25 protein-coding genes and 4 tRNA genes are annotated in these 25,111 nt (G+C 65.8%); 7 read left to right on the plus strand and 22 right to left on the minus strand.

Annotated elements, in window-relative coordinates; genetic code table 11:
* The first annotated feature begins 111 nt into the window (after positions 1-111).
* Together SR882_RS08100 and SR882_RS08105 are read left to right on the plus strand one after the other, a co-directional pair.
* A complete protein-coding gene (locus tag SR882_RS08100; RefSeq protein ID WP_322520750.1) occupies positions 112-1,905 on the plus strand; it encodes a GspE/PulE family protein in 1,794 nt (597 codons plus the stop codon).
* Between the two features lie 9 nt (positions 1,906-1,914).
* Positions 1,915-2,163, plus strand: coding sequence for a hypothetical protein (locus tag SR882_RS08105; RefSeq protein WP_322520751.1), 249 nt, complete (start codon positions 1,915-1,917; stop codon positions 2,161-2,163).
* 44 nt (positions 2,164-2,207) lie between these two features.
* Here SR882_RS08105 and cfa read toward each other — a convergent pair whose 3' ends face one another.
* The 3 genes from cfa to SR882_RS08120 all read right to left on the minus strand — a co-directional run bounded on the left by cfa (position 2,208) and on the right by SR882_RS08120 (position 6,903).
* A complete protein-coding gene (cfa, locus tag SR882_RS08110) occupies positions 2,208-3,371 on the minus strand; it encodes a cyclopropane fatty acyl phospholipid synthase (protein WP_322520752.1) in 1,164 nt (387 codons plus the stop codon).
* A 209-nt stretch (positions 3,372-3,580) separates the two neighbouring features.
* Positions 3,581-6,163, minus strand: coding sequence for a bifunctional aconitate hydratase 2/2-methylisocitrate dehydratase (acnB, locus tag SR882_RS08115; RefSeq protein ID WP_322520753.1), 2,583 nt, complete (start codon positions 6,161-6,163; stop codon positions 3,581-3,583).
* Between the two features lie 134 nt (positions 6,164-6,297).
* Positions 6,298-6,903: an NUDIX domain-containing protein gene (locus tag SR882_RS08120; protein ID WP_322520754.1), complete on the minus strand. Its 606-nt coding sequence runs from the start codon at positions 6,901-6,903 to the stop codon at positions 6,298-6,300.
* 135 nt (positions 6,904-7,038) lie between these two features.
* Here SR882_RS08120 and SR882_RS08125 point away from each other — a divergent pair, with 135 nt between their 5' ends.
* Together SR882_RS08125 and SR882_RS08130 are read left to right on the plus strand one after the other, a co-directional pair.
* Positions 7,039-7,338: a hypothetical protein gene (locus SR882_RS08125; protein ID WP_322520755.1), complete on the plus strand. Its 300-nt coding sequence runs from the start codon at positions 7,039-7,041 to the stop codon at positions 7,336-7,338.
* Between the two features lie 52 nt (positions 7,339-7,390).
* A complete protein-coding gene (locus SR882_RS08130) occupies positions 7,391-8,059 on the plus strand; it encodes an META domain-containing protein (RefSeq protein ID WP_322520756.1) in 669 nt (222 codons plus the stop codon).
* A 6-nt stretch (positions 8,060-8,065) separates the two neighbouring features.
* Here the strand turns inward: SR882_RS08130 and ligD are convergent, their stop codons facing one another.
* Positions 8,066-8,956, minus strand: a complete 891-nt coding sequence (gene ligD, locus SR882_RS08135) for a non-homologous end-joining DNA ligase (RefSeq protein ID WP_322520757.1) — start codon at positions 8,954-8,956, stop codon at positions 8,066-8,068.
* On the minus strand, positions 8,953-9,534 hold the full coding sequence (locus SR882_RS08140) for a DNA polymerase ligase N-terminal domain-containing protein (RefSeq protein WP_322520758.1): 582 nt from the start codon (positions 9,532-9,534) through the stop codon (positions 8,953-8,955). Before SR882_RS08140 ends, ligD begins: the two co-directional genes overlap by 4 nt.
* 134 nt (positions 9,535-9,668) lie before the next feature.
* On the opposite strand from SR882_RS08140, the gene SR882_RS08145 reads away from it, so the two are divergent.
* Positions 9,669-9,965, plus strand: coding sequence for a hypothetical protein (locus tag SR882_RS08145; protein ID WP_322520759.1), 297 nt, complete (start codon positions 9,669-9,671; stop codon positions 9,963-9,965).
* Between the two features lie 163 nt (positions 9,966-10,128).
* Here the strand turns inward: SR882_RS08145 and SR882_RS08150 are convergent, their stop codons facing one another.
* From SR882_RS08150 to SR882_RS08190, 9 genes are all read right to left on the minus strand, one after another.
* Complete coding sequence (locus SR882_RS08150) at positions 10,129-11,859, minus strand: putative bifunctional diguanylate cyclase/phosphodiesterase (protein WP_322520760.1); 1,731 nt, start codon at positions 11,857-11,859, stop codon at positions 10,129-10,131.
* A 63-nt stretch (positions 11,860-11,922) separates the two neighbouring features.
* Positions 11,923-13,290 carry a PAS domain-containing protein gene (locus tag SR882_RS08155; protein WP_322520761.1) on the minus strand — a complete coding sequence of 456 codons (1,368 nt, stop codon included), beginning with the start codon at positions 13,288-13,290 and terminating at the stop codon, positions 11,923-11,925.
* 322 nt (positions 13,291-13,612) lie between these two features.
* Positions 13,613-13,688: transfer RNA gene (locus tag SR882_RS08160), tRNA-Glu, on the minus strand.
* A 97-nt stretch (positions 13,689-13,785) separates the two neighbouring features.
* Positions 13,786-13,861, minus strand: a tRNA-Glu gene (locus SR882_RS08165).
* Positions 13,862-13,866: 5 nt separating this feature from the next.
* A tRNA-Arg gene (locus tag SR882_RS08170) sits at positions 13,867-13,943 on the minus strand.
* Between the two features lie 2 nt (positions 13,944-13,945).
* Positions 13,946-14,021, minus strand: a tRNA-Asn gene (locus SR882_RS08175).
* A 263-nt stretch (positions 14,022-14,284) separates the two neighbouring features.
* Positions 14,285-14,794, minus strand: a complete 510-nt coding sequence (locus SR882_RS08180; RefSeq protein ID WP_407653311.1) for a GlcG/HbpS family heme-binding protein — start codon at positions 14,792-14,794, stop codon at positions 14,285-14,287.
* 77 nt (positions 14,795-14,871) lie between these two features.
* The gene (locus tag SR882_RS08185) at positions 14,872-15,969 is read right to left on the minus strand and encodes an alkene reductase (RefSeq protein WP_322520762.1); all 1,098 of its coding nucleotides are present in this window, start codon (positions 15,967-15,969) and stop codon (positions 14,872-14,874) included.
* A 304-nt stretch (positions 15,970-16,273) separates the two neighbouring features.
* Complete coding sequence (locus SR882_RS08190; protein WP_322520763.1) at positions 16,274-16,630, minus strand: DUF2288 domain-containing protein; 357 nt, start codon at positions 16,628-16,630, stop codon at positions 16,274-16,276.
* A 41-nt stretch (positions 16,631-16,671) separates the two neighbouring features.
* Between SR882_RS08190 and SR882_RS08195 the strand changes: the two genes are divergently transcribed.
* Together SR882_RS08195 and SR882_RS08200 are read left to right on the plus strand one after the other, a co-directional pair.
* Entirely contained in the window at positions 16,672-17,097 is a 426-nt protein-coding gene (locus SR882_RS08195; RefSeq protein WP_322520764.1) for a cupin domain-containing protein, read from the plus strand.
* Positions 17,098-17,102: 5 nt separating this feature from the next.
* Positions 17,103-17,279 (plus strand): hypothetical protein, encoded by a 177-nt coding sequence (locus SR882_RS08200; RefSeq protein ID WP_322520765.1) that lies wholly within the window; start codon positions 17,103-17,105, stop codon positions 17,277-17,279.
* A 13-nt stretch (positions 17,280-17,292) separates the two neighbouring features.
* On the opposite strand, the gene kdsB is transcribed toward SR882_RS08200, so the two are convergent.
* The 8 genes from kdsB to SR882_RS08240 all read right to left on the minus strand — a co-directional run bounded on the left by kdsB (position 17,293) and on the right by SR882_RS08240 (position 25,053).
* A complete protein-coding gene (gene kdsB / locus SR882_RS08205) occupies positions 17,293-18,063 on the minus strand; it encodes a 3-deoxy-manno-octulosonate cytidylyltransferase (RefSeq protein WP_322520766.1) in 771 nt (256 codons plus the stop codon).
* Positions 18,060-18,281, minus strand: a complete 222-nt coding sequence (locus SR882_RS08210; protein ID WP_322520767.1) for a Trm112 family protein — start codon at positions 18,279-18,281, stop codon at positions 18,060-18,062. The genes kdsB and SR882_RS08210 overlap by 4 nt, the downstream gene beginning before the upstream one ends.
* 64 nt (positions 18,282-18,345) lie before the next feature.
* Positions 18,346-19,338 (minus strand): tetraacyldisaccharide 4'-kinase, encoded by a 993-nt coding sequence (gene lpxK / locus SR882_RS08215; protein WP_322520768.1) that lies wholly within the window; start codon positions 19,336-19,338, stop codon positions 18,346-18,348.
* Positions 19,338-21,134 carry a lipid A export permease/ATP-binding protein MsbA gene (gene msbA / locus SR882_RS08220; protein WP_322520769.1) on the minus strand — a complete coding sequence of 599 codons (1,797 nt, stop codon included), beginning with the start codon at positions 21,132-21,134 and terminating at the stop codon, positions 19,338-19,340. Before msbA ends, lpxK begins: the two co-directional genes overlap by 1 nt.
* Positions 21,131-21,532 (minus strand): ExbD/TolR family protein, encoded by a 402-nt coding sequence (locus SR882_RS08225; RefSeq protein ID WP_322520770.1) that lies wholly within the window; start codon positions 21,530-21,532, stop codon positions 21,131-21,133. The genes msbA and SR882_RS08225 overlap by 4 nt, the downstream gene beginning before the upstream one ends.
* Entirely contained in the window at positions 21,529-22,161 is a 633-nt protein-coding gene (locus tag SR882_RS08230) for a MotA/TolQ/ExbB proton channel family protein (RefSeq protein ID WP_322520771.1), read from the minus strand. Before SR882_RS08230 ends, SR882_RS08225 begins: the two co-directional genes overlap by 4 nt.
* A gap of 95 nt (positions 22,162-22,256) precedes the next feature.
* Positions 22,257-23,972: a DUF4139 domain-containing protein gene (locus SR882_RS08235; RefSeq protein ID WP_322520772.1), complete on the minus strand. Its 1,716-nt coding sequence runs from the start codon at positions 23,970-23,972 to the stop codon at positions 22,257-22,259.
* The gene (locus tag SR882_RS08240) at positions 23,965-25,053 is read right to left on the minus strand and encodes a 3-deoxy-7-phosphoheptulonate synthase (RefSeq protein WP_322520773.1); all 1,089 of its coding nucleotides are present in this window, start codon (positions 25,051-25,053) and stop codon (positions 23,965-23,967) included. Before SR882_RS08240 ends, SR882_RS08235 begins: the two co-directional genes overlap by 8 nt.
* Between the last annotated feature and the right edge of the window lie 58 nt (positions 25,054-25,111).

Genomic DNA, 25,111 nt, shown 5'->3' on the forward strand with positions numbered 1-25,111 from the left:
GATATGGCGGGCGGTATGCGATGATTCGCACATTACGGAAACTCTGCACGAATGCCATACCACTCTGGTCTGGTATTCGTGCTGAGCTTCCTTACGTAACGAGGACAAACGATGACGGAAACGGCCCAGGCCATGCCGGTAATGCGCATCGGCAGCGAGACGGACATCAACGAGGCACTGCATTCGGCGCGCAACGCGCGGGTCCAGCGCCTGGGCGAGGTCCTGGTGCAGCGCGGCGCGCTGAGTCGCGAGGCGCTGGAGAGCGCACTGGAGTCGTTGCGCCATCACCCGGCCACCCACCTGGGCGACTGGCTGGTCGAGCGCAAGATCATCTCACCCGAGCAGCTCGAACAGGCGCTCTGTTCGCAACTCGGCATCCCGCAGGTCAATCTCGGCGCCTTCGTGCCGCCACCGGAGGTCGCCGCGCAGATTCCCTACGAGATGGCATTGCGTCTCAATGCGCTGCCGCTGGCGCGCCGGAATTCCGTGCTGGTGGTGGCATCGGCCCGACCGACCGACCAGGAACTGCTGTCGATCCTGAGATTCTACACCGGGCTGGGCATCGAGCCGGTGCTGGCCACGGCCCACCAGATCGCCAGTGCGATCAACCGTGCCTACCGCGTGGAGTCGGTCGGGGCCGATCACGAGTCGTTCCTTCGCCACGACGACGAGAACGCAGCACCGACGCCGAACCCGGAACCGGAGATCGAGAACCAGGCGACCAGTGCGCCCGTGGTCAAGATGGTCAACACGCTGTTGATGCAGGCGATCAGCCGCGGCGCCTCGGACATCCATTTCCTGCCGCGGCGCGACAATGTGCTGGTGCGCTTTCGCCTCGACGGGGCCCTGCAGACGATCCGCTCGATCGAGAAGGCCCAACTGTTGGCCGTGGTGGCGCGCATCAAGATCCTCGGCCGCATGAACATCGCCGAGCACCGCCTGCCCCAGGATGGCCACGCCCGCGTGCACATGGGCAAGCAGGAAGTGGATCTGCGCATCTCGGTGATGCCCGCGTTCAACGGCGAGAGCGTGGTCATCCGCATCCTGAACAAGAACATGGGCCTCAAGCCGCTGGACGCGCTGGGCTTTTCCAAGAGCGACGAGCGCATCATCCGCAACCTGATCGCCCGCGCCCAGGGCATGATCCTGGTCACCGGACCGACCGGCTCGGGCAAGACCACCACGCTCTATTCGCTGCTCCAGGAAGTGAAGGCCGCCGATCCGCACATCATCACGGTCGAGGACCCGGTCGAGTACGACATGGACGGCATCGATCAGGTCCAGGTGCACAGCGGCATCGGGTATACCTTCGGCCGGGCGCTGCGCAACATCCTCCGTCATGATCCGGACGTGATCATGATCGGCGAGATGCGCGACCTGGAAACCGCCGAAAGCGGCGTCAAGGCCGCCCTCACCGGCCACTTGGTGTTCTCGACCCTGCATACCAACGATGCGCCCAGCGCGGTGACCCGCCTGGTCGACATGGGCGTCGCCCCGTACCTGGTCAGCTCGACAGTCATGGCCGTGCTGGCCCAGCGCCTGGTGCGCATCCTCTGCTCGCACTGCAAGAAGAAGCACCAGCCGGAGGCGCTTGTGTGCGAGACCATGGGCTGCGATTCCAACGAGACCTTCTGGCACTCGACCGGCTGCGATCATTGCGATCAGACCGGCTACGTCGGTCGCACCATGGCCTACGAGCTGATCGTGGTCGACCGGGACATGGGCAATCGCATCGCCCACGGCATCACCACCGAGGAGCTTCGTCAGCTGGCCGTGGACAAGGGCATGCGCACGCTGACGCGTCATGGTCTCGAGATGGCGCGTGCCGGGATTACCTCACTGGAAGAAGCCTACCGGGTGCGCCTCGAGGACCTCGGTGGCCCGGAAAACGGCAACGGGTCGTAGGCGGACATCATGGACCTTTTGCTGATCGTCCTGGTGGCTGTCGTCATGCTCCTGCTCGCGCTGCGTCGCCGGCGCAAACGCCCCGACGAGCGGCCGCCCTCGCCTCGACCGGCGACGCTGCCCCCGCGCCGGCAAGGCTGGTCGTTTTCCCGCCACCCGCGCGAGGACTGGCGTTACTGGCGCGACCTGGCGTTCGTCATCGGCCTGGTGTTGGCGCTGCTGGTCGCCATGGTGGTGATCGGCGCGCGCAATGGCTGAGGCCGCCGGGGCTACCCGGGCTACCCGGGCTACCCGGGCGAGGCTCACACCGGGCGGCGATAGCCGCCGCGGGCGCCGGTCGGCGACAGGACGAACTGCCACAACTGGATCTGGCGGGCGCGAAAGCCGCCGGCACAGGATTGCAGGTAGTATTTCCACATCCGACCGAACGTCTCGCCATACGCCTCGCGCCACTTGGGCCAGGCTTGCTCGAAGTTCTCGTACCACGCCATGAGGGTGTGATCGTAATCGGCGCCGAAATTGTGCATGTCCTCGACCACGAAGCGCCCCTCGCAGGCATCGATAACCTGCTGCATGGCCGGCAACTCGCCGTTGGGGAAGATGTACTTGCCGACCCAGGGGTCCGGCGGCGAGCCTTCGCGGTTCGTGCCGATCGTGTGCAGCAAAAAAAGCCCGTCGGGCTTGAGGCAGCGACGGGCGACTTGCATGTATTCGTCGTAGTTGTGACGGCCGACATGTTCGAACATGCCCACCGACACGACATGATCAAAGGGCTCGTCGACGTCGCGATAGTCCATTAGCCGGAATTCCACCGGCAGATCGCCCGCCAGATCCCGGCCCAGGGCGGCCTGTTCCTTCGAGATGGTCAGGCCCACGCACTCCACGCCGTAATGCTCGGCGGCGTAGATCATGAAACTGCCCCAGCCGCAGCCGATGTCGAGCAACCGCTGGCCGGGCTTGAGCTCGAGCTTGCGACAGATGATGTCGAGCTTGTGCTCCTGGGCCTCGGCCAGCGTCTCGGCCCCGTCGCCCCAGAACCCGCAGGTGTAGGTCATGCGGGGGTCGAGCATGTCGCGGTAAAAGTCGTTGCCGAGATCGTAGTGATACTCGCCCACTTCCCAGCAACGCGATCGTGTCTGGCAATTGAGCAGGCGCGCCTTGAGCGCGGGCCACCACAGGCGCGGGGATCGGCCGACCTCGCGGGTCAATTCGGCCCGCAATACGCGATCGACGAATTCGTCCACCCGGTCGATCTCCGCCCAGCCGGCCATGAACGCCTCGCCCAGACCGAGATTGCCCCAGCCCAGGATGCGTTCGACCGCCCGTGGATCACGGATACGAATGTCCCAGGGACGATCGCCGTCGATACGGATATCGGCCCGCGCCAACAGTTGCGCAAACCGGGAATCGGTCGCGACCGCGTGGTCTTCGGCCGGCTCCACCTCCATGGTCATTCGCCTGTTCATCGAGGACCTCCGTGACTGCCTGTCTGCACGCGACTTGCAAACGAGCATAGACGTTCCCGCCGCAAATCAACAAGCTAGCCTGCCGACCGGCGATTCTCAATACGCGCGACAAGTCCCCGAGGGAGCGCTGCACGGATCGTGCTGTTCGTGCAGAGTTTCCTTAACTGGCGTCGCCCCGGCGGCATGACCGGGGAGAGGATGGGTGCCGATCAGGCGGTGACCACGGGGATGTCCTTGAGCATCTGCAGCCCCTTGGTGGCCTCCTCCTGGTACTCCTCGATCTCGTTGAAATTGAGGTAGCGATAGATCTCGGCCGACATCGTCGCCAGGTGGGCGACGTGTTCCTGGTACTCCTCGACCGACGGCAGCTTGCCGAGAATCGCGGTCACCGCGGACAGCTCGGCCGAGCCCAGGTAGACGCGCGCGTCTTTGCCCATGCGGTTGGGGAAGTTGCGCGTCGAGGTCGACATCACCGTCGCCCCGTCGGCCACGCGCGCCTGGTTGCCCATGCACAGCGAGCACCCGGCCATCTCGATGCGGGCACCCGCGCGACCGAAGATGTTGTAGTAACCCTCCTCGGAAAGCTGGTGCTGGTCCATGCGGGTGGGCGGGGCAATCCACAGCCGGGTCGGCACCGACGCACCACTCGACTCGAGCACCTTGCCCGCGGCCCGGTAGTGGCCGATGTTGGTCATGCACGAGCCGATGAACACCTCCTGGACCGGATCGCCGGCGACCTCGGAAAGCGGCTTGATATCGTCCGGGTCGTTCGGGCAGGCGAGCAACGGTTCGGTGATCTCGTTGAGATCGATCTCGATGATCTCGGCGTACTCGGCATCGGCATCCGGCTCGAGCAGTTCCGGGTTATCGAGCCATCCCTGCATGGCCTCGATGCGACGGCCCAGGGTGCGCTTGTCCTCGTAGCCCTGGCTGATCATCCACTCGAGCAGCGTGATGTTGCTCTTGAGGAACTCTTGGATCGGCTCGCGACCGAGGCGCACGGTGCAGCCGTTGGCCGAGCGCTCGGCCGAGGCATCGGCGAACTCGAACGCCTGCTCGACCTTGAGGTCCGGCAGGCCCTCGATCTCGAGCACGCGGCCGTTGAAGACGTTCTGCTTGCCCTTCTTCTCGACGGTCAGCTGACCGCTCTGGATGGCCTTGTAGGGAATCGCGTTGACCAGATCACGCAGCGTGATACCCGGCTGCATCTCGCCCTTGAAGCGCACCAGCACGGATTCGGGCATGTCGAGCGGCATCACGCCCAGCGCGGCGGCGAAGGCCACCAGGCCGGAGCCGGCCGGGAAGGAGATCCCCAGCGGGAAACGGGTGTGCGAGTCGCCGCCGGTACCGACGGTATCCGGCAAGATCATGCGGTTGAGCCAGGAGTGAATCACGCCGTCACCGGCGCGCAGCGAGACACCGCCGCGGGTGGAGATGAACTCCGGCAGCTCGTGCTGCAGGGCGACGTCGACCGGCCGCGGGTAAGCCGCGGTGTGGCAGAACGACTGCATGACCAGATCGGCGGAGAAGCCCAGGCAGGCCAGTTCCTTCAATTCGTCGCGGGTCATCGCGCCGGTGGTGTCCTGACTGCCGACGGTGGTCATCTTCGGCTCGCAGTAGGTGCCCGGGCGCACGCCCTCGACACCGCAGGCGCGGCCGACCATCTTCTGCGCGAGCGTGAAGCCCTTGCCGGTGTCTTCCGGCTGCTCGGCGCGCAGGAATTCGTCGGACGGTTCCATCTTGAGCGACTCGCGCGCCTTGCCGGTCAGGCCCCGGCCGACGATCAGCGGGATACGGCCGCCGGCACGCACCTCGTCGGGCAGCGTGCTCGGACGCATATTGAAGGTGGTGATCACCTCGCCGTTCTTGAGGATCTCGCCCTTGAACGGACGGATGGTGAGCACGTCGCCGGTCTCCATCGCATCGACATCGCACTCGATCGGGAAGGCGCCGGAATCCTCGGCCGTGTTGAAGAAGATCGGCGCGATCTTGCCGCCGAGCACCACCCCGCCGGTGCGCTTGTTGGGCACATTCGGGATGTCGCGGCCGATGTGCCACTGCACCGAGTTGATCGCTGACTTGCGCGAGGAGCCGGTGCCGACCACGTCGCCCACGTAGGCGATCTTGTGGCCCGACTCTTTCAGCTCCTTGATGGTGTCGAGCGCCTCGGGCATCTTCGACTGGAGCATCGAGCAGGCATGCAGCGGGATGTCCGGGCGGCTCCAGGCCTCCTGGGCCGGGGAGAGGTCATCGGTGTTGGTCTCGCCCGGCACCTTGAGGACGATCACCTGGATCTCCTCCTCGAGCTTGGGCTTGGCCTTGAACCAGTCGGCGTTGGCCCAGGACTCGAGCACGCGACCGGCATTCTTGCTGCCCTCGCGGTACTTGTCCTCGACGTCGCGGAAGGCGTCGTAGACCATCACCAGCCGAGAGAGTGCCTTGACGGCATCGTCACCCACGACCTCGTCGTCGAGCACATCGATTAGCGGGTCGACGTTGTAGCCACCCATCATGGTGCCCAGGAGTTCCACCGCTTCGTGGCGGTCGATCAGCGGGGATTCGGCCTCGCCCTTGGCAAGATCTGCGAGGAAGGCCGCCTTGACGTAGGCGGCCTTGTCCACGCCCGGCGGCACGCGCTGGGAGAGCAGGTACTTGAGCTCGTCGTTGTCGACGTCGGCCGGCGGGTTCTTGATCAGCTCGATCAAGTCGGCGGTCTGCTCGGCAGTCAGTGCCAGCGGCGGAATGTCCTGTTCGGCACGTTCGGCCTTGTGTTCGCGATAGGCTTCAAGCATGGGTGACCCTCAACGGCTTGTGATCATGAATTCTGGGTAATGATGGTGTTCGCGCCGGCCCGGCCGGCCGATCGCAATAAATTCGAAAGAGGCGGGATTCTATCAAATCCGGCGCGCAGGGCCGCCGCTTACCGTCAAAGCTTGGCCTGCAGACGCAATCGGTCGAGCCACAACAGAGCGATGACCGGCGCGGCGGCCACGATGCGCCCGCCCTCGACATCGGCGAGTGCCTGCTCGATCGGCACCACGCGTACCCGGATGTCCTCGTGCTCGTGGTCGAGGCCGAACCGGCCATCGACCAGGCCATCACCGTCGCGGTCAATCTCTGCGGTATTCACGCGGGCGAGGAACAGGTAGATGCTTTCGGTCGTCCCGCCCGGGCTGACCCAGTAGCGGGTCAGCGGATAGAGCTCGTCGATGGCCAGCCCCGCCTCCTCGTCCGACTCGCGCCGGGCGACGTCCTCGGCCGACTCGCCCGGCTCGACCATCCCGGCAACAATCTCGGCCAGCCACGGGCCGGTCGGGGCATCCAGTGCGCCGGGACGAAACTGCTCGATCAGCACCACCTCGCCGCGCTCGGGGTCATAAGGCAGTACCGCCACGGCGTGGCCTCGCTCGAAGATCTCGCGCTCGATCGGCTCGGACCAGCTGCCGTCGAAATACTCGAAGCGCAGTCGATATCGCTGCAGGGAGAAAAACCCGCGATAGAGGGTCTCATTGGCCAAAAGGTCGAAACGCATTGGTGGTCGCTCCTGCTACCATCCCATGTTTGGTTGGACTCGGATTGATCAGCCGGCCGTGTCGAAAACCGGCCCGACCGACCTTTCAGAGTAGCCTACATTTTGGCGAGCACGCTTGCCCGGCCGACGGATGCCATGAACACGATTCTTACCCTGCTAGAGCCTCTGATCGGGCGCGAAATCCAGATCGGCGACCAGCGCGGCACGGTAATCGAGATCCACGACGAGCCGCCTGCCCTGATCATGCGCGCCGAGGGCGGCGCCGATGCCTTTCAGGTGGATTATCTCGGCCGGCCGCGCTCGATGACGCAGCCAACCTGGACCCAGCCGATCACCGGTGAATCCGGGCGCGGGCTGCACCCCGATCTGCAACGCCAATTGCCCCGGGAAACGGCCGTCGCCCTGGACGATTTCATCAGGTCGCAACAGAACTGATACGCAACCACTGATACGCAACCACTTACCCCTCGACAAGGAGTCACGTCTCATGGGAAGCCTTTTTCCTGCTCGCGGCGCTCGCGCCCTCGCCTTCGGCCTGGTCGCCGGTCTGCTCGTCCCGGCGGCGCAGGCCGCCCCCACCCCGCCGACCGACACGCATTGGCGACTGGCGAACGTCGCCGGTCTCGAAAGCATCGACCCGTCAATCACCGACCTGGTGGTCGACTCCGAGGGCAATCTCAGCGGGGTTGCCGGCTGCAACCAGTACCGGCGCCCGCTAGGCGATGACGGCTATGGCGAGATCGCCCTCACGCGCAAGAGCTGCGGGGAGTCGGCAATGGCCCAGGAGGCCGCCTTTGTCCAGGCTCTCGAGCACACCCGGGCGTGGGACACCGACGGCGAGCGTCTGTTGCTGCGCGACGCGCAGGGGCGCACCCTGGCCATGATGCTCGAGCCGATCACGCGAACCTACCATTTCGACTGCCAGGGCCAGTCGGTGGTCTTCGACGTCATTCGTCGTGACCAGATCCGGTTCAGCGTGGACGGCGAGACGGTCCTGATGCAGCGCCAACAGAGCGCGTCGGGCTCGCGCTACCAAGACGAAAACGGCGAGATGACGTTCTGGGGCAAGGGCACCGAGGGGCGCCTCACGCGTGATGGCGAGACCCGGGAATGCCAGCAGGTTCCGCCGCCCGACGCCTACTCGATCAACGACTGATCAGGCTCAGTCCAAGGCCTCGAAGGCCTTCCAGGCCTTGGGCAAGTCAATCGCCTGCTCGAACATCCGCGCCCAGGGATCGCCTTTCTGCCCCAGCCGGCGGAAGAGGTTCTCGAGGGTGTACCCGTCCGGCCGCAAGTCACCCTTGTCGAGCTCGACCCAGTCCAGTGGGGTGGCCACGGGCGCGCCCGGCCGGGCCCGAAGGGAATACGGCGCCACGGCGGTCTGGCCGAAGGCATTGCGCATCACATCGAGATACAAGCGCCCGTCGCGGGCCTCGATACGCTGCTCGGTGGTGAGCTCATCGGGATACTCGACCACCAGGCGTTCGGCCATGCGCGTGGCGAGACCGCGTACCGCGTCGAAATCCGAGCGGGGCTGCAACGGTGCGACCACGTGCAGACCGGCGGAACCGGTGGTCATCACGAACGGCGACAGCTGGCAGTCACGCATGAGGGCAGCGACCCGGCGCGCGGCACGTTTCAGCAACCCCATGTCGCCGTCGGGCGGGTCGAGATCGAAGATCATCAGATCCGGCCGGTCGATCGCCCCGCGTCGGGCCGCCCAGCGGTGGAAGGTCAGTGTCCCCTGGTCGACGAGAAAGGCCAGGCAGTCGACATCCTCGCAAAGCATGTGCTCGACCGATCCGGTCGGCTGGTCGTGACGAATTCGCAGGCTGCCGACCCGATCGGCGAAATGCCCGGCTCGTGCCTGCTGGAAGAATCCCTCGTGCTCGATGCCGTCGGGAAAACGGTGCAATGTCAGCGGTCGTCCCTCGAGGTGCGGCAGCATGTACTCGGCTACCCGACGGTAATAGCCCACGACGTCCGCCTTAGTCCATCCCGCATCGGGATACAGGATCTTGTCGGGGCGGGAGACGTCGCTCGGCGCGGTCATGCCGACGTCTCTTGCTGCCGGATCTCGTCCAGCGTCCGATCGCTCTTGACCGAGTGCGTCTCGGTGGACACCGGGTTGCGGCGCGCATCCGCCGCCTTGTCCCGCATCTTGATGAGCAGCCACTGTGGCTTGTCACCGCCCTGGATGCGCTTGAACGCGTAACCGCCACGGATCTTCTCGCCGTCGAGCCACACCTCGACCAGGCCCTGCTCCAGCCCGTCGGCTACCGACTGGTCGTCGTCGAGGTTTCGGTACGTGCCGCGATCCCAGACCATCACCGTCCCCGCACCGTATTCGCCCTCCGGGATCACGCCCTCGAAATCGGCGTAGTCGAGCGCGTGATCCTCGACCTCGATGGCCAGGCGCTTCTCGGACGGATCGGTCGAGGGCCCCTTGGGCACGGCCCAGGACTTGAGCACCCCGTCGACCTCCAGGCGCACATCGAAATGGCGCTGACTCGCGTCATGCCAATGGATGACGAAGTCGCGCGGCTTGTCTTCGGTTCGTGTGCCCATGGCATGGCACTCCTCTCGATGATGGACATTCGCATAGGCCGCATGGAGTAAAGCAGTCCTCATCGCCGGCTGCCGAGTCCATTTCACGCCCCGGCCATGAGCTGTACTTATGGAACGATTTATATTTCTATGAGTCGGAACACGCAGTCCGTTCGAGCACGGGCAGAAAACGACATCCAGACCGACGAGGTTTACCCATGCGATCCACCCTCCTTTTCACCCTGCTGGGCACTGTCCTGGTGACCGGCGCCGCCCATGCCGGCCATGCCAACCCCTGGGCCACCCCGGAAGACGACCTGTTGATGCAGTACCACGACGAGAACCTGGAACAGAGCGTGGACACGCCGGGCGAGGACGAAATGCTGGGCGTGATGGAACAAGGCGCCTATGGCAAGCTCGGTGGCTCGCCGACCACCGGTGGCCTGAGCGCCGGCACGGGCGGCGCCGGCATGAATGGCGGCCCCGGTGCCGGAATGGGTGCTGGTCCGCGCTAAGGCGGCACGCCCGACCGGGCGGGAGACATTCCCCACGCCCAAAAAGACGGCCCGCCAACGGGAAAGTTCGGCGGGCCGTTTTCGGTCTGGTTAATCGGTCTGGATAACCGGATCAGAAATCCCAGGGGAAGCCAGAGGCATTGGCTATTCGCCCAGACGGCCCCTACGGAAATACCGCCTGCAGAGAGACATCGCCGGCAGCCACCGGACGGCTGAACAGGTAACCCTGGGCCACCTCGCAGCCGAGCGACTGCAAGAAATGGCGTTGGGATTCGGTTTCCACCCCTTCGGCCAGCACATCCAGCCCCATGCTCCCTCCGAGTGCCACGATCGCCCGAACGATCGCCTGATCATCCCCCTCCTCGGACAGGCCGCGGACGAACGACTGGTCGATCTTGAGCTTGTCCACCGGCAGGTCCTTGAGTCGGGCCAGCGAGGAATGCCCGGTGCCGAAATCATCAATCGAAAGACGCACACCCAGGGCCTTGAGGTCGCTGAGGATCGGCACAATCGCGAGATCCTCCACCAGGAAGGTCTCGGTAATCTCGAGCTCCAGGGACTCCGGCGGCATGCCGGTCTCCTCGAGCACCGCCTTCACCAGCGCGACCAACGAGCCCGATCGCAGCTGCCGCCCCGAGACGTTCACGGCCATCCGCCCCGGGTTCGCCCCCTGGTCAAACCAGCGCATGTATTGACGACAGGCCTCCCGCAGCACATGTGCGCCCAGCGCAACGATCAGGCCGCTGGTCTCGGCTACCGGGATAAAGCGCCCCGGCGAGACCAATCCCATCTCGGGGGATTGCCAGCGCACCAGTGCCTCCAACCCCAGAATCCGTCCCGTGCTCAAACTCACCTGGGGCTGGTAATGACAAACCAGCTCGCCATTGTCGAGCGCCCGCTTGAGCGCGCCCTCGAGGATCAATTCATCGCGTCGCGACTCGGCCATGCCGGGCTCGAAAACCGTCACGGTACCGCGCCCCTCGCCCTTGGCATGATCAACCGCGGCATGCGCCTGACGGATAAGCTCAGACGCTTCAGCGCCAACGCGGGACGAGACCGCGATGCCGATCGAGGCCGTCAGGACCATTTCTATTTTGCCGACATCCACCGGGCTGGCTAGCCACGTCAGCAGCGACCGAGCAAACGCCTCGGCGGCCGCGCGGTCGGCCCCTGTCAGCAGGACCACGAACTCGTCGGCACTGAAACGGGCGACCAGGTTGGGAGGCTGTACCCGCTCGTCGAGCATCCCCGCAACGCGCATCAGCACCTGATCGCCCGTGGCATGGCCAAAGGTGTCATTAATCGACTTGAATCGATTCAGGTCCAGGTGCACGACTGCCGCCTCCCCTTCGTCGTGCAGCACCTCGCCCAACCGACGGGTGAAGTGCGACCAGTTGGGCAGATGGGTAAGGGGATCGAAATCGGTGAGAAAACGGATCGCCTCCTCCGACTGCCTTGCGCGCGTGATGTCGGAGAAAACGCTGATGTAGTTCACGATCCGGCCATTGGCGTCGCGCACCGCATTGATCGTCTGCCACTCCAGGAACAGCTCGCCATCCTTGCGGCGATTCCACACCTCGCCCTGCCAGCGCCCGCGAGTCAGCAGCGCATCCCACATGTCGTGGTAGAAGCTCGGGTCATGTCGTCCGGAAGACAGCAACTTCGGATTCCTGCCCATCACCTCGTCACGGCGGTATCCCGTGACCCGTTCGAAGGCGGGATTGACCGAGATGATCCGCGAGCGGGCATCCGTGACCACGATGCCTTCATCCGAACTGTCGAACACCACGGTGGATCGCAGCAGATCGGCCTCCCAGCGATGCCGGTCAGACACGTCCCGGGCGATCGCCAGGATCATGGCCTCACCGTCATAGTCGAGAAGCCGCAGGCTCACCTCGTAGGGCACATGGCGACCGTCGGCCAGCTCCAGGGTCGTCTCGATCCGATCGTGACCTCGTCACCGGAAACCCTCCCGCCAGGCCTCCTGATCGAAACGCCGCAACGTGTGCCGCGTAACCAGGTCACCCGGGCCTCGACGCAGCAATTCGTCGCGGCCGTAGCCAAGTTGCCGACAGGCCTCCTGGTTCACCTCGACGAACCCGCCGAACCCCGCTGCCTCGAACGGGAACACCACGGCGACATCGTTCATGGCATCAAACAGGGCGCGGTATTTGCGCTGACTGTCCAGACGCGCCTGTTCGCTGTGCTTGATCGCGGAGACATCCAGGTGCGTGCCGGCAAAGCGCAACGGTTTGCCGGCCATATCCCGGGCGCTTATCTTGCCCCGCGCCAGCAGCCAGACCCAGTGGCCCTGGGCATGCCGAATGCGAAACTCGACCTCGTAATAACGATCCTGACCGTCCAGGTAGCGCTGGATCTGGCGCTCGACCAGCGGCCAATCCTCGGGATGGACTCGCTCGCGCCAGTCCTTGCCGCACAACGTTTCGCTATCGGCGCGCTCAAGCCCCAGCAACTGGAGCCAGATGTCGTTGACCGTCAACGCGTCGCTTTCGAGGTCCCACTCCCAGGTGCCGGCGTTGGCACCCACGATCACGCTTTCCAGGCGCTCGTTGCGCTCCTGCAGCGCCCTGCGGGTCGCCAGACGTTCACTGATGTCGCGAAACACCCCCACCACGCCATCCAGGCGGCGGTCGAGTGTCTGGATCGGCGTGGCGTATACCTCGACTGGCACCGGCGTGCCGTCGGCGCGGAAATAGGTATCTTCCTGGGCGTCGAGCCGCTGGCCAGTGCGAAGAACGCGGTGGACCAGGCAATCCTCGATGGGATGCGCATGGCGGCCGGAGGGATCGGTGTGGATCAACTCATGACTCGGCCGCCCCAGCAGTTGGTCCTGGCTGGCATAGCCCAGCGTGGCCAGGGCCTGGGGATTGAGGAACGTGAAGCGACCTTCGCTATCGATGCCGAACACGCCCTCGCCGAGGCTCTTGAGCAGCGTGTCGGCAAAACTCTCCGCTCGGATCAGGTGCGTCAGGTCCTTCTGCACCGAAACGAAATAGCGGGGCTGTCCCGTGTCATCGGGAACCGGCACGGTCTTCCATTGCACCAGGTACGGGCTGCCATCGCGCCGATAATTGATGGTCGAGCCCTCGAACGGACGACCCTGCTCGAGACAGGCCCGTAGCTCGTCGAGTACGGATCGATCGGTCTCCGCCCCCTGGAATATCCTCGGGGTCCGACCGATCAAGTCCTCTGGCCGGTAGCCGGCCATCTGGCACAGAGATTCGTTGACGTAGACGATCCGCGGCCCGGGAAAAGCGACCTCCGCGTCGGTGATCAGCACCGCGTCGTAGGTGGCATCAGCCAAGCATCCAAAGACGTCGAGCTTATCGCCGGGGAGCGAGGCAATATCTGGGTTTCTCGACGGCGATGCATCCCGGGTCGGAGCATTGTCCGGCATTCGTTTAACAACCTGCTAACCCGTTCCCTGGGATGAAATGGTGAGGGCAGAAAAAGACCGCCGCGGCGCCCATGATGACACGGGCAACGCCTATATCCGATCACGCGCATAAAAAGCATGTCGCAGCAACGCACTGAGAAATGGCGAGGCCATACGAAGAAACCCTGCCAGCAAGCGTGCTGGCAGGGTTTCAGGCGTGGCAGCGGACTTTCCGCCGGCCGGACAAGTATGGCGTCCCCAAGGGGATTCGAACCCCTGTTACCGCCGTGAAAGGGCGGTGTCCTAGGCCTCTAGACGATGGGGACCTAGTTGAAAGGCCGGGAGCGACCCCGGCCGGGCCGGCCACGTTTCCACGTGACCAACAAGTAAGGCAGCACGCGTGACACGCACTGCCCGACTATATGGCGTCCCCAAGGGGATTCGAACCCCTGTTACCGCCGTGAAAGGGCGGTGTCCTAGGCCTCTAGACGATGGGGACTAAGATGGTGCGCCCGGGAGGATTCGAACCCCCGACCTCGCGGTTCGTAGCCGCACGCTCTATCCAACTGAGCTACGGGCGCTTTGGCTCCCCGAGCTGGACTCGAACCAGCGACCCAGTGATTAACAGTCACTTGCTCTACCAACTGAGCTATCGGGGAATACGTCTCTCGACGTGGGGCGGCATATTAATGATCCACCCGGGGTGCGTCAACACCCGGGACCATAAAAATGCGGTCATGAGCGCCCTGCCGGGCTAAGCCATTGAAACACGGCTTGGCCAGCGCCGACGCCACGGCCATGAAACTCTCACCGCCGACCGTCACGCCACTCGCCCCACAGGCCAAACGCAAAAGGCCCGGCGATGCCGGGCCAGCAGGACGCCACATCCACCCGATGGTGGCCTGGCCATCAACAACGTGGATCAGAGGAACTCGAGATCCATGGCGACGGCTTCGGCGCCCTTGCGCGCGCACATCTCGTCGGTCTCGCCGGACGGCGCACCCGAGACGCCGATCGCGCCATAGGTCTTGCCGCCGGCCTCGATGGTCACGCCACCGGCACCGAACATCAGGCCCGGCACGTGGCCCAAGGCACCGGCACCGCGATCCTCGATCGCCGAGGTGGCCGAGTTGAACGACATGGCGGTGTAGGCCTTGAGCTTGGAAATGCGCAGCGTCAGGTCCGGGGCAAGCACGTCACGCAGCACGACCTGCTCGTTACCGCCACGGTCGACCACGGTCACGCCCACCTGGATGCCCTCCTCACGGCAGGCCTCCATGGTGGCCTGCGCGGCCTTTAACGCCATCTCCATCGACAGGCGGTCGATGCTCACGGTCATGGGCTGATCGGACTGGGCCATGGCGGCATTGCCAGACAGGGCAAGACCGGCGGCGAGAACCGTATTGCGAATCGCGTTCTTGGTGAATTGCATGGAGCTTTCCTCTGGGGTTGGTTGGGTGGTTGTCGTCATCGTCGGGTTCTGTCGACCCGTTTCGGTACGGAGCCGGCTTACGCCGGGTCCAATGCGGGGTAATCGATGTACCCCTTCTCCCCTCCACCGTAGAAGGTCGAGGTATCGGGTTCATTGAGCGGCGCATCACGGCGGAAACGCTCGACGAGATCCGGGCTGGCGATAAACGGCACGCCGAACGCCACGGCCGTGGCGTGGCCCTGCTCGACGTCGCGCTCGGCGCGTGTCTGGTCGTACTGGAAGTTGCGGATCACCGCGCCGTCGAACAGGGGGACGAGATCGGTAAGATCGAAGGCGGGCCCCGCCTCACCCGGCGCGCCCTCGCCCATCCCGGCGATGTGGAGGTAGGCCAACCCGAAGGCATTGAGCTCGCGCACCACGTAGGAGAAGGTGCCCCAGGGATCGCTGTCGTACATGCCGTTGAACGGCTGCAGCGGCGAGATGCGCACGCCGGTCCGTTCGGCGCCAGCCACACGGATCACGGCCGCGAGCACCTCGCGCAACAGGCGCATGCGATTTTCCAGCGTGCCCCCGTAGCGGTCGGTCCGCTTGTTGGTGCCATCGCGCAGGAACTCGTCGATCAGGTACCCGTTGGCCGCGTGGACCTCCACCCCGTCGAAGCCGGCCGCCAGCGCACGCTCGGTGGCCCGCGCGTAGGCCTCGACCAGGTCGGGGATTTCCTCGGTTTCCAGCGCACGCGGCGTCTCGAAGGGTTTCTTCTCACCCGACGGCACGTAGCCCTCGCCGTCAATGGCGATCGCCGACGGCGCCACCGGCAGCTTGTTGCCGGGCTGGAAGTCCGAGTGCGAGACCCGCCCGACATGCCAGAGCTGCAGGACGATGCGCCCGCCGGCGTCATGCACCGCCCGGGTAATCATCTGCCAGCCGGCCTGCTGCTCGTCGCTGTGGATGCCGGGCGTGGCCGGATACCCCTGACCCTCCGGCACCACCTGGGTGGCCTCGCTGATGATCAGTCCGGCACCGGCGCGCTGCCGGTAGTAGGTGCGCATCATCTCGTTGGGCACGTTGCCCGGCACCGTGGCACGACAGCGGGTCAGGGGCGCCATGATGATGCGATTGGGCAGGGAGAGATCACCGAGGGTGACCGGGGTGAGCAACACGGAATCCTGACTCATGGAACCTCAAGCACGGTTGTTGACGACACCGGCTGGCGATCGGGTCTGGGCCGGCTAGGGAAACGCTGCGCGATTCGATGGCGCCTCTGGCTCTTGGGTTTGTTCGCCAACAAACCGGCAGCCGACGCCGAGCCCAGAGTGATCTCTCGGGCCGAGCCTGGCACGGCAACGCCGCCAATGGGCCCTTGGCGAACCGCCGCGGCGTGATCGAATCGGGTAGGGTTTCCCCGGAAAGTTTGGTTAGCCGGCTAACTTGTAGTCCACATGGCCGTCAAATGCCAATCCGCGCACGCCGGCGTGAGGGTCAGTGGCGGACGGGCGCCTCGTCCGACTCCTGAACCAGGATCCACGGCGGCGTGACCACCGCCCACAGGGTCGCCTCGCCGGCTGCCCAACGGCGCGCGGTATCGGTGTCCAACGCATCGATCTGACCGGCCTCCTGCCAGGCATTCACCGATTCGGCACGATCACGCACCACCGCCATCGCGACGTCGACCAGGTCCAGGGTTGGCGCGATCTTGAGGATCTGTCCCTTGGCGAAGAAGCGTTCGAGCTCCGCCCATTCGATCCGGGCCGTCTGTCCGACCAGTTCGGCGAAGAGGGTGTCGTCGTCGAGAGAGTCCGGCCCCGTCTCGGGAAGATTGGAGGAGATTTCTGTCATGATCTGCCCTTGTTCAATGTATTCGGAAAGGAGAGCCTGCAATGGCAAAACGCCGGCGTTCGGGGCCTGACCGCTCGAGCTACCTCAACCACCGCAGCGTCGTCGAGCCGATCACGGCCCCCGATGGCTCGGCCGTGCGCGAACTGTTGCATCCGTCCCGTCACGCCATCGACCGCCTGAGCGTGGCGGAGGCGACCGTGGAACCGGGGCGGTCGACCCGCCTGCACCGCCACCCCATCGCCGAGGAGGTCTATCAGATCCTCGACGGCGCCGGTGTGCTGGAGCTGGGCGACGAGCGTCTGGCTGTGGTGCCGGGTGATATCATCCGGATCGCCCCCGGTCAGCCGCACCGGCTCGAGACCAGAAGCGACGTCCCGCTGCGGCTGTTGTGTATTTGCCAACCGGCCTATTCCGACGAGGATACCGAATTCCTCGACACCCCCGACTCAAGCGACTGCACCACCTGAACGACATGGTCATCCAGCGCAGCACCCTCGAATTCCTGATTATCACCCTGGTCCTGGGCAGCATCATGGCCGCCACCCTCTGGCTGGGTCACGGCGCCGGCGTACTGTTCCTGATCGGCTGGGGCGTGGCCGGCTTCATCTATCTCAAGCGCAAGGGCAAACGCGACACCCCGCGGGACTAGCGCCCCGCTCTACTCAGTCGGCCGCCTCCTCGGCCAACAGCCGGCGCACCCGTTCCAGGTCTGCCTGGGTATCCACGCCCGGCGGTGGCGTGATCTCGGCGATCTCGATGGCGATGATCTCCCCCATCGACAGGGCGCGCAGCTGCTCGAGCTTTTCGAGTCGCTCGATCTCCGGGCTACCCGAGGCGACGAAGCGGCGCAGGAAGCCGGCGCGATAGGCGTACAAGCCCAGGTGACGGAAACCGAACAGGCCCGCCTTGCCCGATTCGGGCACCCCATCCCGGTGAAACGGGATCGGCGCACGCGAGAAGTACATCGCCTCGGCGCGCTCATTGGCGACCACCTTGACCGCATCGGAGGAGAGGAATTCGTCGCGCCCGGTGATCGGTACCATCAGGGTCGCCATCGCCGCCTCGGGCTTGGCGCGCAGCAAGTTGGCTACCTGGGCGAGCAGCACGGGAGGCATCATCGGTTCGTCACCCTGCAGGTTGACCACGACCGTGTCATCGGGGAGCTCGAGGAAGTCGATCACCTCGGCCAGCCGGTCGGTCCCGGACTCATGCCCCTCGCTGGTCAGTATCGCGCGCGCACCGATCTCGGCCGCCGCCTCCTGGATGCGTTCGTCATCGGTGGCGATGACCACGTGTTCCCCGCCGGCCGCCACGGCCCGCTCGTAGACCCAGTGGATCATCGGTCGACCACCAATGTCGGCCAGCGGCTTGCCCGGCAGGCGGCTGGAATCGTGCCGCGCCGGGATAATGATCCAGTCGTTCTCGGCCATCATGAGCCCGTCTCTCCATTGGCCGGATGTTTCTTGCGCCAGGCCTGGTATTCCTCATCGGACAGCCGGCGGGCCTCGTCCTCCAGCATCACGGGGATGCCGTCACGGACCGGATAGGCCAGATGGGCCGACAGCGAGATCAGCTCGCCGTTCGACTTGTCGTAGATCAGCGGCCCCTTGGTCACGGGACACACCAGGATATCGAGCAGCTTCTTGTCCATCGACGGTTTCACCTTGTGGAGTGGTCGGGGCGGGGCCGGCGTGCAGCCGGTCGCACCGAGGACATCATGATTGCAGCGTTTTCAGGGTGGTCTCGAGCAGCGCCGGCGGCAGGTCGACGCCACCCCTCACCACCAGCACCTGGCCGGCCTGCGTCGGCTTCTCGGGCCATTTGACCGCATCCTTCTCGGTCATGACAACCGGGCGGCCGTCGGCCAGCCACGCGCGGGCCTGGGACCGTGTCGGCGCGGCGTGATCGTCGAGCGGGTGGGCTTCGATCACCGCACCCTCGGCCTCGAGCATGCGGAAGAAACGCGCCGGGTTGCCGATGCCGGCCAGGGCAATGACCTTTTGTTCGGCCAGGTCTGTGATCGGCCGTTCCGTTCGATCGAACAGGTCGACCAGTCCCTGCGGGCGGAAATCGATCCGCCAGGCCGGCACCCCGCGTGCGCCCGCCCCGTGACGGGACGGCTCGTCCCCGTTGACCAGTACCGCGTCGACCTCGTCGAGCACCGCGGGCGATTCGCGCAACGGACCGGCCGGCAGGCACCAGCCGTTGCCGAGTCCGCGCTGGCCGTCGACCACGACCCACTCGATCGAGCGGGCGAGCCGATGGTGTTGCAGCCCATCATCGCTGACGATCACGTCGACCTCGGGGTAACGGGCCTTGAGCTGTCGGGCAGCCTCGCGCCGGTACGGGTGAACCACCACCGGCGCGCGGGTACGTCGATGAATCAGCCAGGGCTCGTCACCGCAACTCGACGGGTCGACCGCCTCGGCGAGATCGACCGGCTCGATGCCCACCGTCACCCCAAAGCCGCGGCTGATCACCCCGGGGGTATGACCCGCCGCCCGCAACGCCTCGACCAGCGCGATCACCACCGGCGTCTTGCCGGTGCCACCGACGGTGAGATTGCCCACCACGATCACCGGGCATTCCGGCTCGCGCCCGGCCGCCCGGCGCCGACGTCGGGCGGCCTCGGCGCAGACCAGCCGACCCAGGGGCCAGAGCGCCCGCGCCAGCAGGCCGCGTCGTTGCCAGAAGTCGGGGTAGCGCATCAGTCGGCCTGGTCGGCGAATTGCAGCCGGTACAGGCCGGCATAGGCACCATCGGCGGCCAGCAACTGCTGGTGACGACCCTGCTCGACGATACGACCGCCTTCCATGACCACGATGCGATCGGCGTGCTCGATGGTCGACAGGCGGTGGGCAATCACCAGCGTGGTCCGCCCGCGCGTGAGGTTCTCCAGCGCCCGCTGGATGAAGCCTTCCGACCGGGTATCCAGCGCCGAGGTGGCCTCGTCGAGCAACAGGATGGGGGCATCGCGGTACAGGGCCCGGGCGATCGCGATCCGTTGCCGCTGGCCGCCGGAGAGCAGCACGCCGTTCTCGCCGATGTTGGTCTCGAAACCCTCGGCCAGCTGGTCGATGAACTCCTCGGCGAACGCGGCCTTCGCCGCCTCGCGCACCCGGTCCATGTCGAACTCCGCCCCGTCGGCATAACCGATGTTCGCGGCGATGGTGGTGTTGAACAGCACGGTCTCCTGCGAGACATAGGCGAACTGGCGACGCAGGTCCGCCAGCGGTAGCTCGTCGTGACGGTAATCGTCCAGGCGGATCGCCCCCTGCTGGATCTCGACGAAGCGCGGCAAGGCACCCATCAGGCTCGACTTGCCCGCACCGGACTGGCCGACAAAGGCCACGGTCTCGCCCGCGGCGATCTCCAGCGACACGCCGCGCAGCACCCAGTCGGGGTCCTGCCGATCGGTCGGCGCCGGCTCCCGGTAACTCAACCAGACGTCCTCCATCGCGATCCGCCCCGTCACCCGGTCGACCGACCGCGTGCCCGACTCGGATTCCCGCGGCTCGTCCAGCAGGGCAAACAGGCTCTCGCCGGCGGCGATGCCCTTCTGGATGATGGCGTTGAGGTTGATCAGGCGCTTGGCCGGCGCCAGGGTCATGGCCAGCGCGGTGATGAACGAGACGAACGTGCCGACCGTGATGTCGTCCATGCGCTCGCCGCTGGTGGCGAACCAGACCACGCCGGCCACGCCGATGGCGAGCACGAACTGGGTCAGCGGCGAGGAGGCCGCCTGCACGGCCTGCATCTTCATGAAGGCGCGGAAGTTGTACTGGTTCTGGCGATCGAAGCGGGCGCTCTCGTAGTCCTCGCCGCCGTAGAGCTTGACCACGCGGTGGCCGCTGATGGTCTCCTCGGCGACATGCGAGACCTTGCCCATCGACTCCTGAATGCGTCGGGCGTAGCGCCGGAAGGCCCGCGAGATACCGGCCACCATGCCCACCAGGATGGGCAGCAGCACCAGGATGAACAAGGTGAGCTGCCAGGAGAGATACAGCATCCACACCAGCAGCCCGATCACGGTCACGCTGTCGCGGATCAGGATGGTGAGCGCCTTGGAGGCGGCCTCGGACACCTGCTCGCTCTGGTAGTTCAGCCGGGTGAGCACCTCGGTCGACGGCACCCGGTCGAAGTAGCGCGGCGGCAGGTGCAAAACCTGGGCGAAGGTATCGTGGCGCAGGTCGCGGATTACCGAGCGCCCTACCCAGGCCATGCCGTAATTCGAGGCGAACTCGCCGATTACCCGGAAGACGAACACGCCCAGCAGGGCCAGCGGCATCCAGGTGACCAGGGTCGGATCGCGCTCGACGAAGCTGCCATCGAGCAATGGCTTCATCAGGGCGGCGAAACCCACCTCGGAGAGCCCCGCGACCACCATGCCGATGATCGCGATCACCAGCACCCGCATGTAACGCCAGGTGTAGTTGAGCAGGCGCTGGTAGGTCTCCCAGCCGGCCGCGGCGTGAGCGCGTTGCTTGAGCGAATCGGGATTCATCGTGGCGGTGTCGTCCCCATGCCGATCCTCTCGATACCGGCGCGACGGGCCTGGTCGAGCACCGTCACCACCCGCTGATTGACCACCTGCGCATCCGCCCAGAGGACCACCGGGCGACCGTCATCGGCAATCTCGGCCAACACGCGCGGCAACTCCTGCTCGGAGACGCGTGTGCCGTCGACGGCGATCTCGCCGCGGGCATCGAGTTCGATGACGTGATTCTTCAGTTCGGCGCGCTCGCTGCTGCCCGATTCGGACACCGGCAGATCCACCTTGAGCGCACGGTCATGGACGAACGTCGTGGTCAGCATGAAGAAGATCAGCAGCATGAAGACCACGTCGATCAACGGAATCAGGTTGAGCTCGAGCGGCTCGCGCGGTCGCTGGCGGAAATTCATGCCGCCTGCCTCCGGCCCAGCCCCACCGGGTGAATCATGTCGACCAGGCGGATCGCCTCGGCCTCCATGTCGATGACCAACTCATCGATCAGGCCACGGAAGTAGCGGTGAAAGATGAACGCGGGCACCGCGACCATGATGCCGGCCGCGGTGGTGATCAGGGCCTTGGCGATCCCGCCGGCCAGCAACTCGGGGGCGACCGCCCCGGCCCCGCTGTGGGCGGTGATCGCCTGGAAGACGTCGATGATGCCGATCACCGTCCCCAGCAGGCCGAGCAGCGGGGCGATCAAGGCGATCGTGCCCAGCGTGTTGAGGTAACGCTCCATCTGGTGCGCCACGTGGCGGCCGGCATCCTCGATGCGCACCCGCATGCCCTCGGCCGAATGGCTTCCCGCCAGGCCCTCGGCGAGGATGCGCCCCAGCGGCGAGACCCGACCCAGCTCGTCGAGCCGCGCGGCCGTGATGCCGCCGTGGCCCTGCCAGGAACGCACCATCCCGACCGGGTCGCCGCCCATGATGCGCCCGCGACGTAGGGTGTAGAGACGCTCGAAGATGATCGCCAGGGCGATCACCGAGGCAATGATGATGGGCAGCATCATGCCGCCACCGGCCAGAACGAGATCAAGCATGTTCGTGGTGGGTCCTTGTCCGTGGATGGAGGTTTAGTCGGTAATGGCGCCCCGACCCGCTGTTGGGTCGGGTCGCGCCGGTCAGGCCGGGCACATCAGAACGGCGAGATCTGCTTGCCCTCGGGCCAACGCACCCGGTAGCCGAAGTCGATTTGCCAGGATTCGTCGGGCGCCATCTTGCGCTCATAGGCCCAGACACCCTTCTGGCCATCGAACTGGCGTTCGGCCGGTGTGTCGGTTTCCGCGAGCGCCTCGACCACGATATCGGCATCCAGCGGCGTCGGCATCCGCATCAGCACGACCACCGGCACGTCCGTCTGATGACGACTGGTCACGGTGACCTGGCGGCGGCGTTCGATCTGGTGGAACTTGCCGATCAGGCCATGACCCGCTCGCTCGTCCGGCGGGGCCTGGTAGTCGACGACCAGTCGGGGGTCGACCCCGAAGCTCAACTCGACCGGCTCGTCGGGCTGGAGCGCGGGTCGGGAGAGACCCGCCTGTTGCTGTCCGTCCCGATGGATTTCCCACCGTCCGGCCGGCAGCGGATTGACGATACTGGGGACAAAACGACCAACCACCACCGCATCGCGATCGGATTGCGGGGCGATCCGCAACGAGATCTCGGCGTCGAGCGGCTGTTCCAGCACCACCAGGTTCACCCCGCCCTCGCCGCTGGGAATCGCTGCCGGCTTGTTCACGGCGATGCGCGTGGCAAAACCGGTCTGATCCTCAACGCGCCCCGCCTCGGCAAGGCCGGCGGCATCGGCGCGCATCAGCGTGCTCTGGGCCATGGGGCGAACCGGTGCGCCCTTGTCCGGGTCGATAAAGCCGATGGTCAATGGCGAGAACTCCGGCACCGGGTAGAAACGGCGCTGATCGCTGGTGACCAGGGTCATCGGCACCGCGGGCCAATCCTCGCCGGTCTGCTGGTGCACCCGCGCGGTCATGCGCCAGTCGACCTGTCGTTCGGTGGTATCGAGCCGCGCCCGGTAGATCGGCTCCCAGCCGGCGTTCTCGACGCGATATTCCAGCCGCAGGGCCTCGGCGCCGGGCTCGAGATCGGCTTGGTTGAGCGCCACACCGACCCGCCAGCCGGGCGCCTGCCCGGCCAACTCGTCGAGCGCGGCGCGCAACGCGTCGATATCCTCATCCATTGACGTCTGGCGATCGAGCAGCGCGCGACGCTCGTCGGTCAATCGCGACATCAACTCGTCCACCGGGCCGTTGTCACGCCACAGCGAGGCAAGATCCTCGCCGGTGGGCGACAAGGCAGCCAGTTGATCGCGGGCAATTCGGCGACGCAACGTGTTCTCTTCCAATGCCACGGCCAATGCCCGGGCCTCGGCCTGCACTTCTGTCAGGCGATTGGACAGGCGCTGGTAGGCCGGGGTCTCACGGATGACCTCACGCTCGAGCCGCACGCCGGCCTCGCCATCGACCATCGCTCCAGCCACACGCAGGGAGTCGCCATCGAGGGTCGCCGGCAAGCCGCCTATCCAGAGCCGCCCGCCCGCTTCGGGCGCCGCTCGACGCAGGCGCGAGGAGTCGGACTGTTCGAGCTGAGTGAGCGATTCGACCGTCAGTGATCGGACCACCCAGGCCCCGGCAGGCGCCACGGTCAGTTGCTCGATGGCCATGGTCTGGTCGTCGACCGACTCGATCAGTGCCTCGATCTCGGGCGAGACGGCCGCCGGCGAGACGGTCGTCCAACCCAGCAACGGCAAGGCGCAACCCAGCACCACGCCGGCGCGTCGCCAGGTGCATCGCCAGGCGCGAACGGCGAGGCGAGGACTGATCGCCCGATCAGCCATGTTCCGGCAACTCGTCGAGCACCCCACCGCCGGCGCGACGGATCCGCACCGCCTCGGCGAGCCGGTGGATAACGGCCCGGCTGTCGTCCCAGCCGATGCAGGCATCCGTGATGCTCTGGCCGTAGGTCATCGGCTTGCCGGCGGCCACGTCCTGACGACCGGCAATCAGGTGGCTTTCGATCATCGCGCCGACGATGCCGGCATTCCCACCGGCGATCTGGCCGGCGACGTCCTCGGCCACCTGGATCTGCCGGGCATGCTGTTTCTGGCTGTTGGCGTGCGAGAAGTCGATCATCAACCGCTCGGGCATCTCGGTCTGGCGAAGCTGCTCGAGGGCCTCGCTGACACTGGCGGCGTCGTAGTTGGTGCTGCGTCCACCACGCAGGATGATGTGGCAGTCGGGGTTGCCGCTGGTGGCGAAGATCGCCGAGCGCCCGGCCTTGGTCACCGAGAGGAAGTGGTGCGGCCGGGCCGAGGCGCGGATGGCGTCGAGCGCCACACGCAGGCCGCCGTCGGTGCCGTTCTTGAAGCCGACCGGACAGGAAAGGCCCGAGGCCAGTTCGCGGTGGACCTGCGATTCGGTGGTCCGCGCGCCGATCGCGCCCCAGGAGATGGAATCGGAAATGTACTGCGGGCTGATCAGGTCGAGGTATTCGGTGGCCGTCGGCACGCCCATCTCGGCCAGGTCGACCAGCAGATGGCGGGCCACGCCCAACCCCTTGTTGATGTTGAAACTGCCGTCGAGATCCGGATCGTTGATCAACCCCTTCCAGCCCACGGTGGTGCGCGGCTTTTCGAAATAGACCCGCATCACCAGGAACACGTCGTCCTTGACCTCGTCGGCCAGCTCGCGCAGCCGAGCGGCGTACTCCCGCGCGGCGTCGACGTCGTGGATGGAGCATGGCCCCATGACCACCATCAGCCGATCGTCACGACGATCGAGAATGTTCTGGATGGTCCGGCGCGCATGGTCGACCGTCTCCGCCCCCTGTTCCGAGAGCACGTACTCGGCCCGGAAGACCTCGGGCGGGGTCAACTGGTGGATCTCCTCGATGCGCAGGTCGTCGGTCTGTACGGTCATCTTCACTCAACTATCCGGTTTGGGCGCCCGGGCGGCACGGCCGACCGGGCGGGGATTC

The sequence above is a fragment of the Guyparkeria halophila genome (assembly GCF_034479635.1).
Classification (GTDB): domain Bacteria; phylum Pseudomonadota; class Gammaproteobacteria; order Halothiobacillales; family Halothiobacillaceae; genus Guyparkeria; species Guyparkeria halophila.

Bases quoted from the DNA above. Each gene is read 5' to 3' on its own strand.
- kdsB (WP_322520766.1), bottom strand. From the start codon at position 18,063: ATGATGGCCGAGAACGACTGGATCATTATCCCGGCGCGGCACGATTCC.
- acnB (WP_322520753.1), bottom strand. From the start codon at position 6,163: ATGCTTGAAGCCTATCGCGAACACAAGGCCGAACGTGCCGAACAGGAC.
- SR882_RS08105 (WP_322520751.1), top strand. From the start codon at position 1,915: ATGGACCTTTTGCTGATCGTCCTGGTGGCTGTCGTCATGCTCCTGCTC.
- ligD (WP_322520757.1), bottom strand. From the start codon at position 8,956: ATGACCGCGCCGAGCGACGTCTCCCGCCCCGACAAGATCCTGTATCCC.
- SR882_RS08140 (WP_322520758.1), bottom strand. From the start codon at position 9,534: ATGAGGACTGCTTTACTCCATGCGGCCTATGCGAATGTCCATCATCGA.
- SR882_RS08235 (WP_322520772.1), bottom strand. From the start codon at position 23,972: ATGGCTGATCGGGCGATCAGTCCTCGCCTCGCCGTTCGCGCCTGGCGA.
- SR882_RS08210 (WP_322520767.1), bottom strand. From the start codon at position 18,281: ATGGACAAGAAGCTGCTCGATATCCTGGTGTGTCCCGTGACCAAGGGG.
- lpxK (WP_322520768.1), bottom strand. From the start codon at position 19,338: ATGCGCTACCCCGACTTCTGGCAACGACGCGGCCTGCTGGCGCGGGCG.
- SR882_RS08240 (WP_322520773.1), bottom strand. From the start codon at position 25,053: ATGACCGTACAGACCGACGACCTGCGCATCGAGGAGATCCACCAGTTG.
- SR882_RS08185 (WP_322520762.1), bottom strand. From the start codon at position 15,969: ATGAGTCAGGATTCCGTGTTGCTCACCCCGGTCACCCTCGGTGATCTC.
- SR882_RS08225 (WP_322520770.1), bottom strand. From the start codon at position 21,532: ATGAATTTCCGCCAGCGACCGCGCGAGCCGCTCGAGCTCAACCTGATT.
- SR882_RS08145 (WP_322520759.1), top strand. From the start codon at position 9,669: ATGCGATCCACCCTCCTTTTCACCCTGCTGGGCACTGTCCTGGTGACC.
- msbA (WP_322520769.1), bottom strand. From the start codon at position 21,134: ATGAATCCCGATTCGCTCAAGCAACGCGCTCACGCCGCGGCCGGCTGG.
- SR882_RS08125 (WP_322520755.1), top strand. From the start codon at position 7,039: ATGAACACGATTCTTACCCTGCTAGAGCCTCTGATCGGGCGCGAAATC.
- SR882_RS08195 (WP_322520764.1), top strand. From the start codon at position 16,672: ATGGCAAAACGCCGGCGTTCGGGGCCTGACCGCTCGAGCTACCTCAAC.
- SR882_RS08130 (WP_322520756.1), top strand. From the start codon at position 7,391: ATGGGAAGCCTTTTTCCTGCTCGCGGCGCTCGCGCCCTCGCCTTCGGC.
- SR882_RS08180 (WP_407653311.1), bottom strand. From the start codon at position 14,794: ATGCAATTCACCAAGAACGCGATTCGCAATACGGTTCTCGCCGCCGGT.
- SR882_RS08230 (WP_322520771.1), bottom strand. From the start codon at position 22,161: ATGCTTGATCTCGTTCTGGCCGGTGGCGGCATGATGCTGCCCATCATC.
- cfa (WP_322520752.1), bottom strand. From the start codon at position 3,371: ATGAACAGGCGAATGACCATGGAGGTGGAGCCGGCCGAAGACCACGCG.
- SR882_RS08190 (WP_322520763.1), bottom strand. From the start codon at position 16,630: ATGACAGAAATCTCCTCCAATCTTCCCGAGACGGGGCCGGACTCTCTC.
- SR882_RS08200 (WP_322520765.1), top strand. From the start codon at position 17,103: ATGGTCATCCAGCGCAGCACCCTCGAATTCCTGATTATCACCCTGGTC.
- SR882_RS08100 (WP_322520750.1), top strand. From the start codon at position 112: ATGACGGAAACGGCCCAGGCCATGCCGGTAATGCGCATCGGCAGCGAG.
- SR882_RS08120 (WP_322520754.1), bottom strand. From the start codon at position 6,903: ATGCGTTTCGACCTTTTGGCCAATGAGACCCTCTATCGCGGGTTTTTC.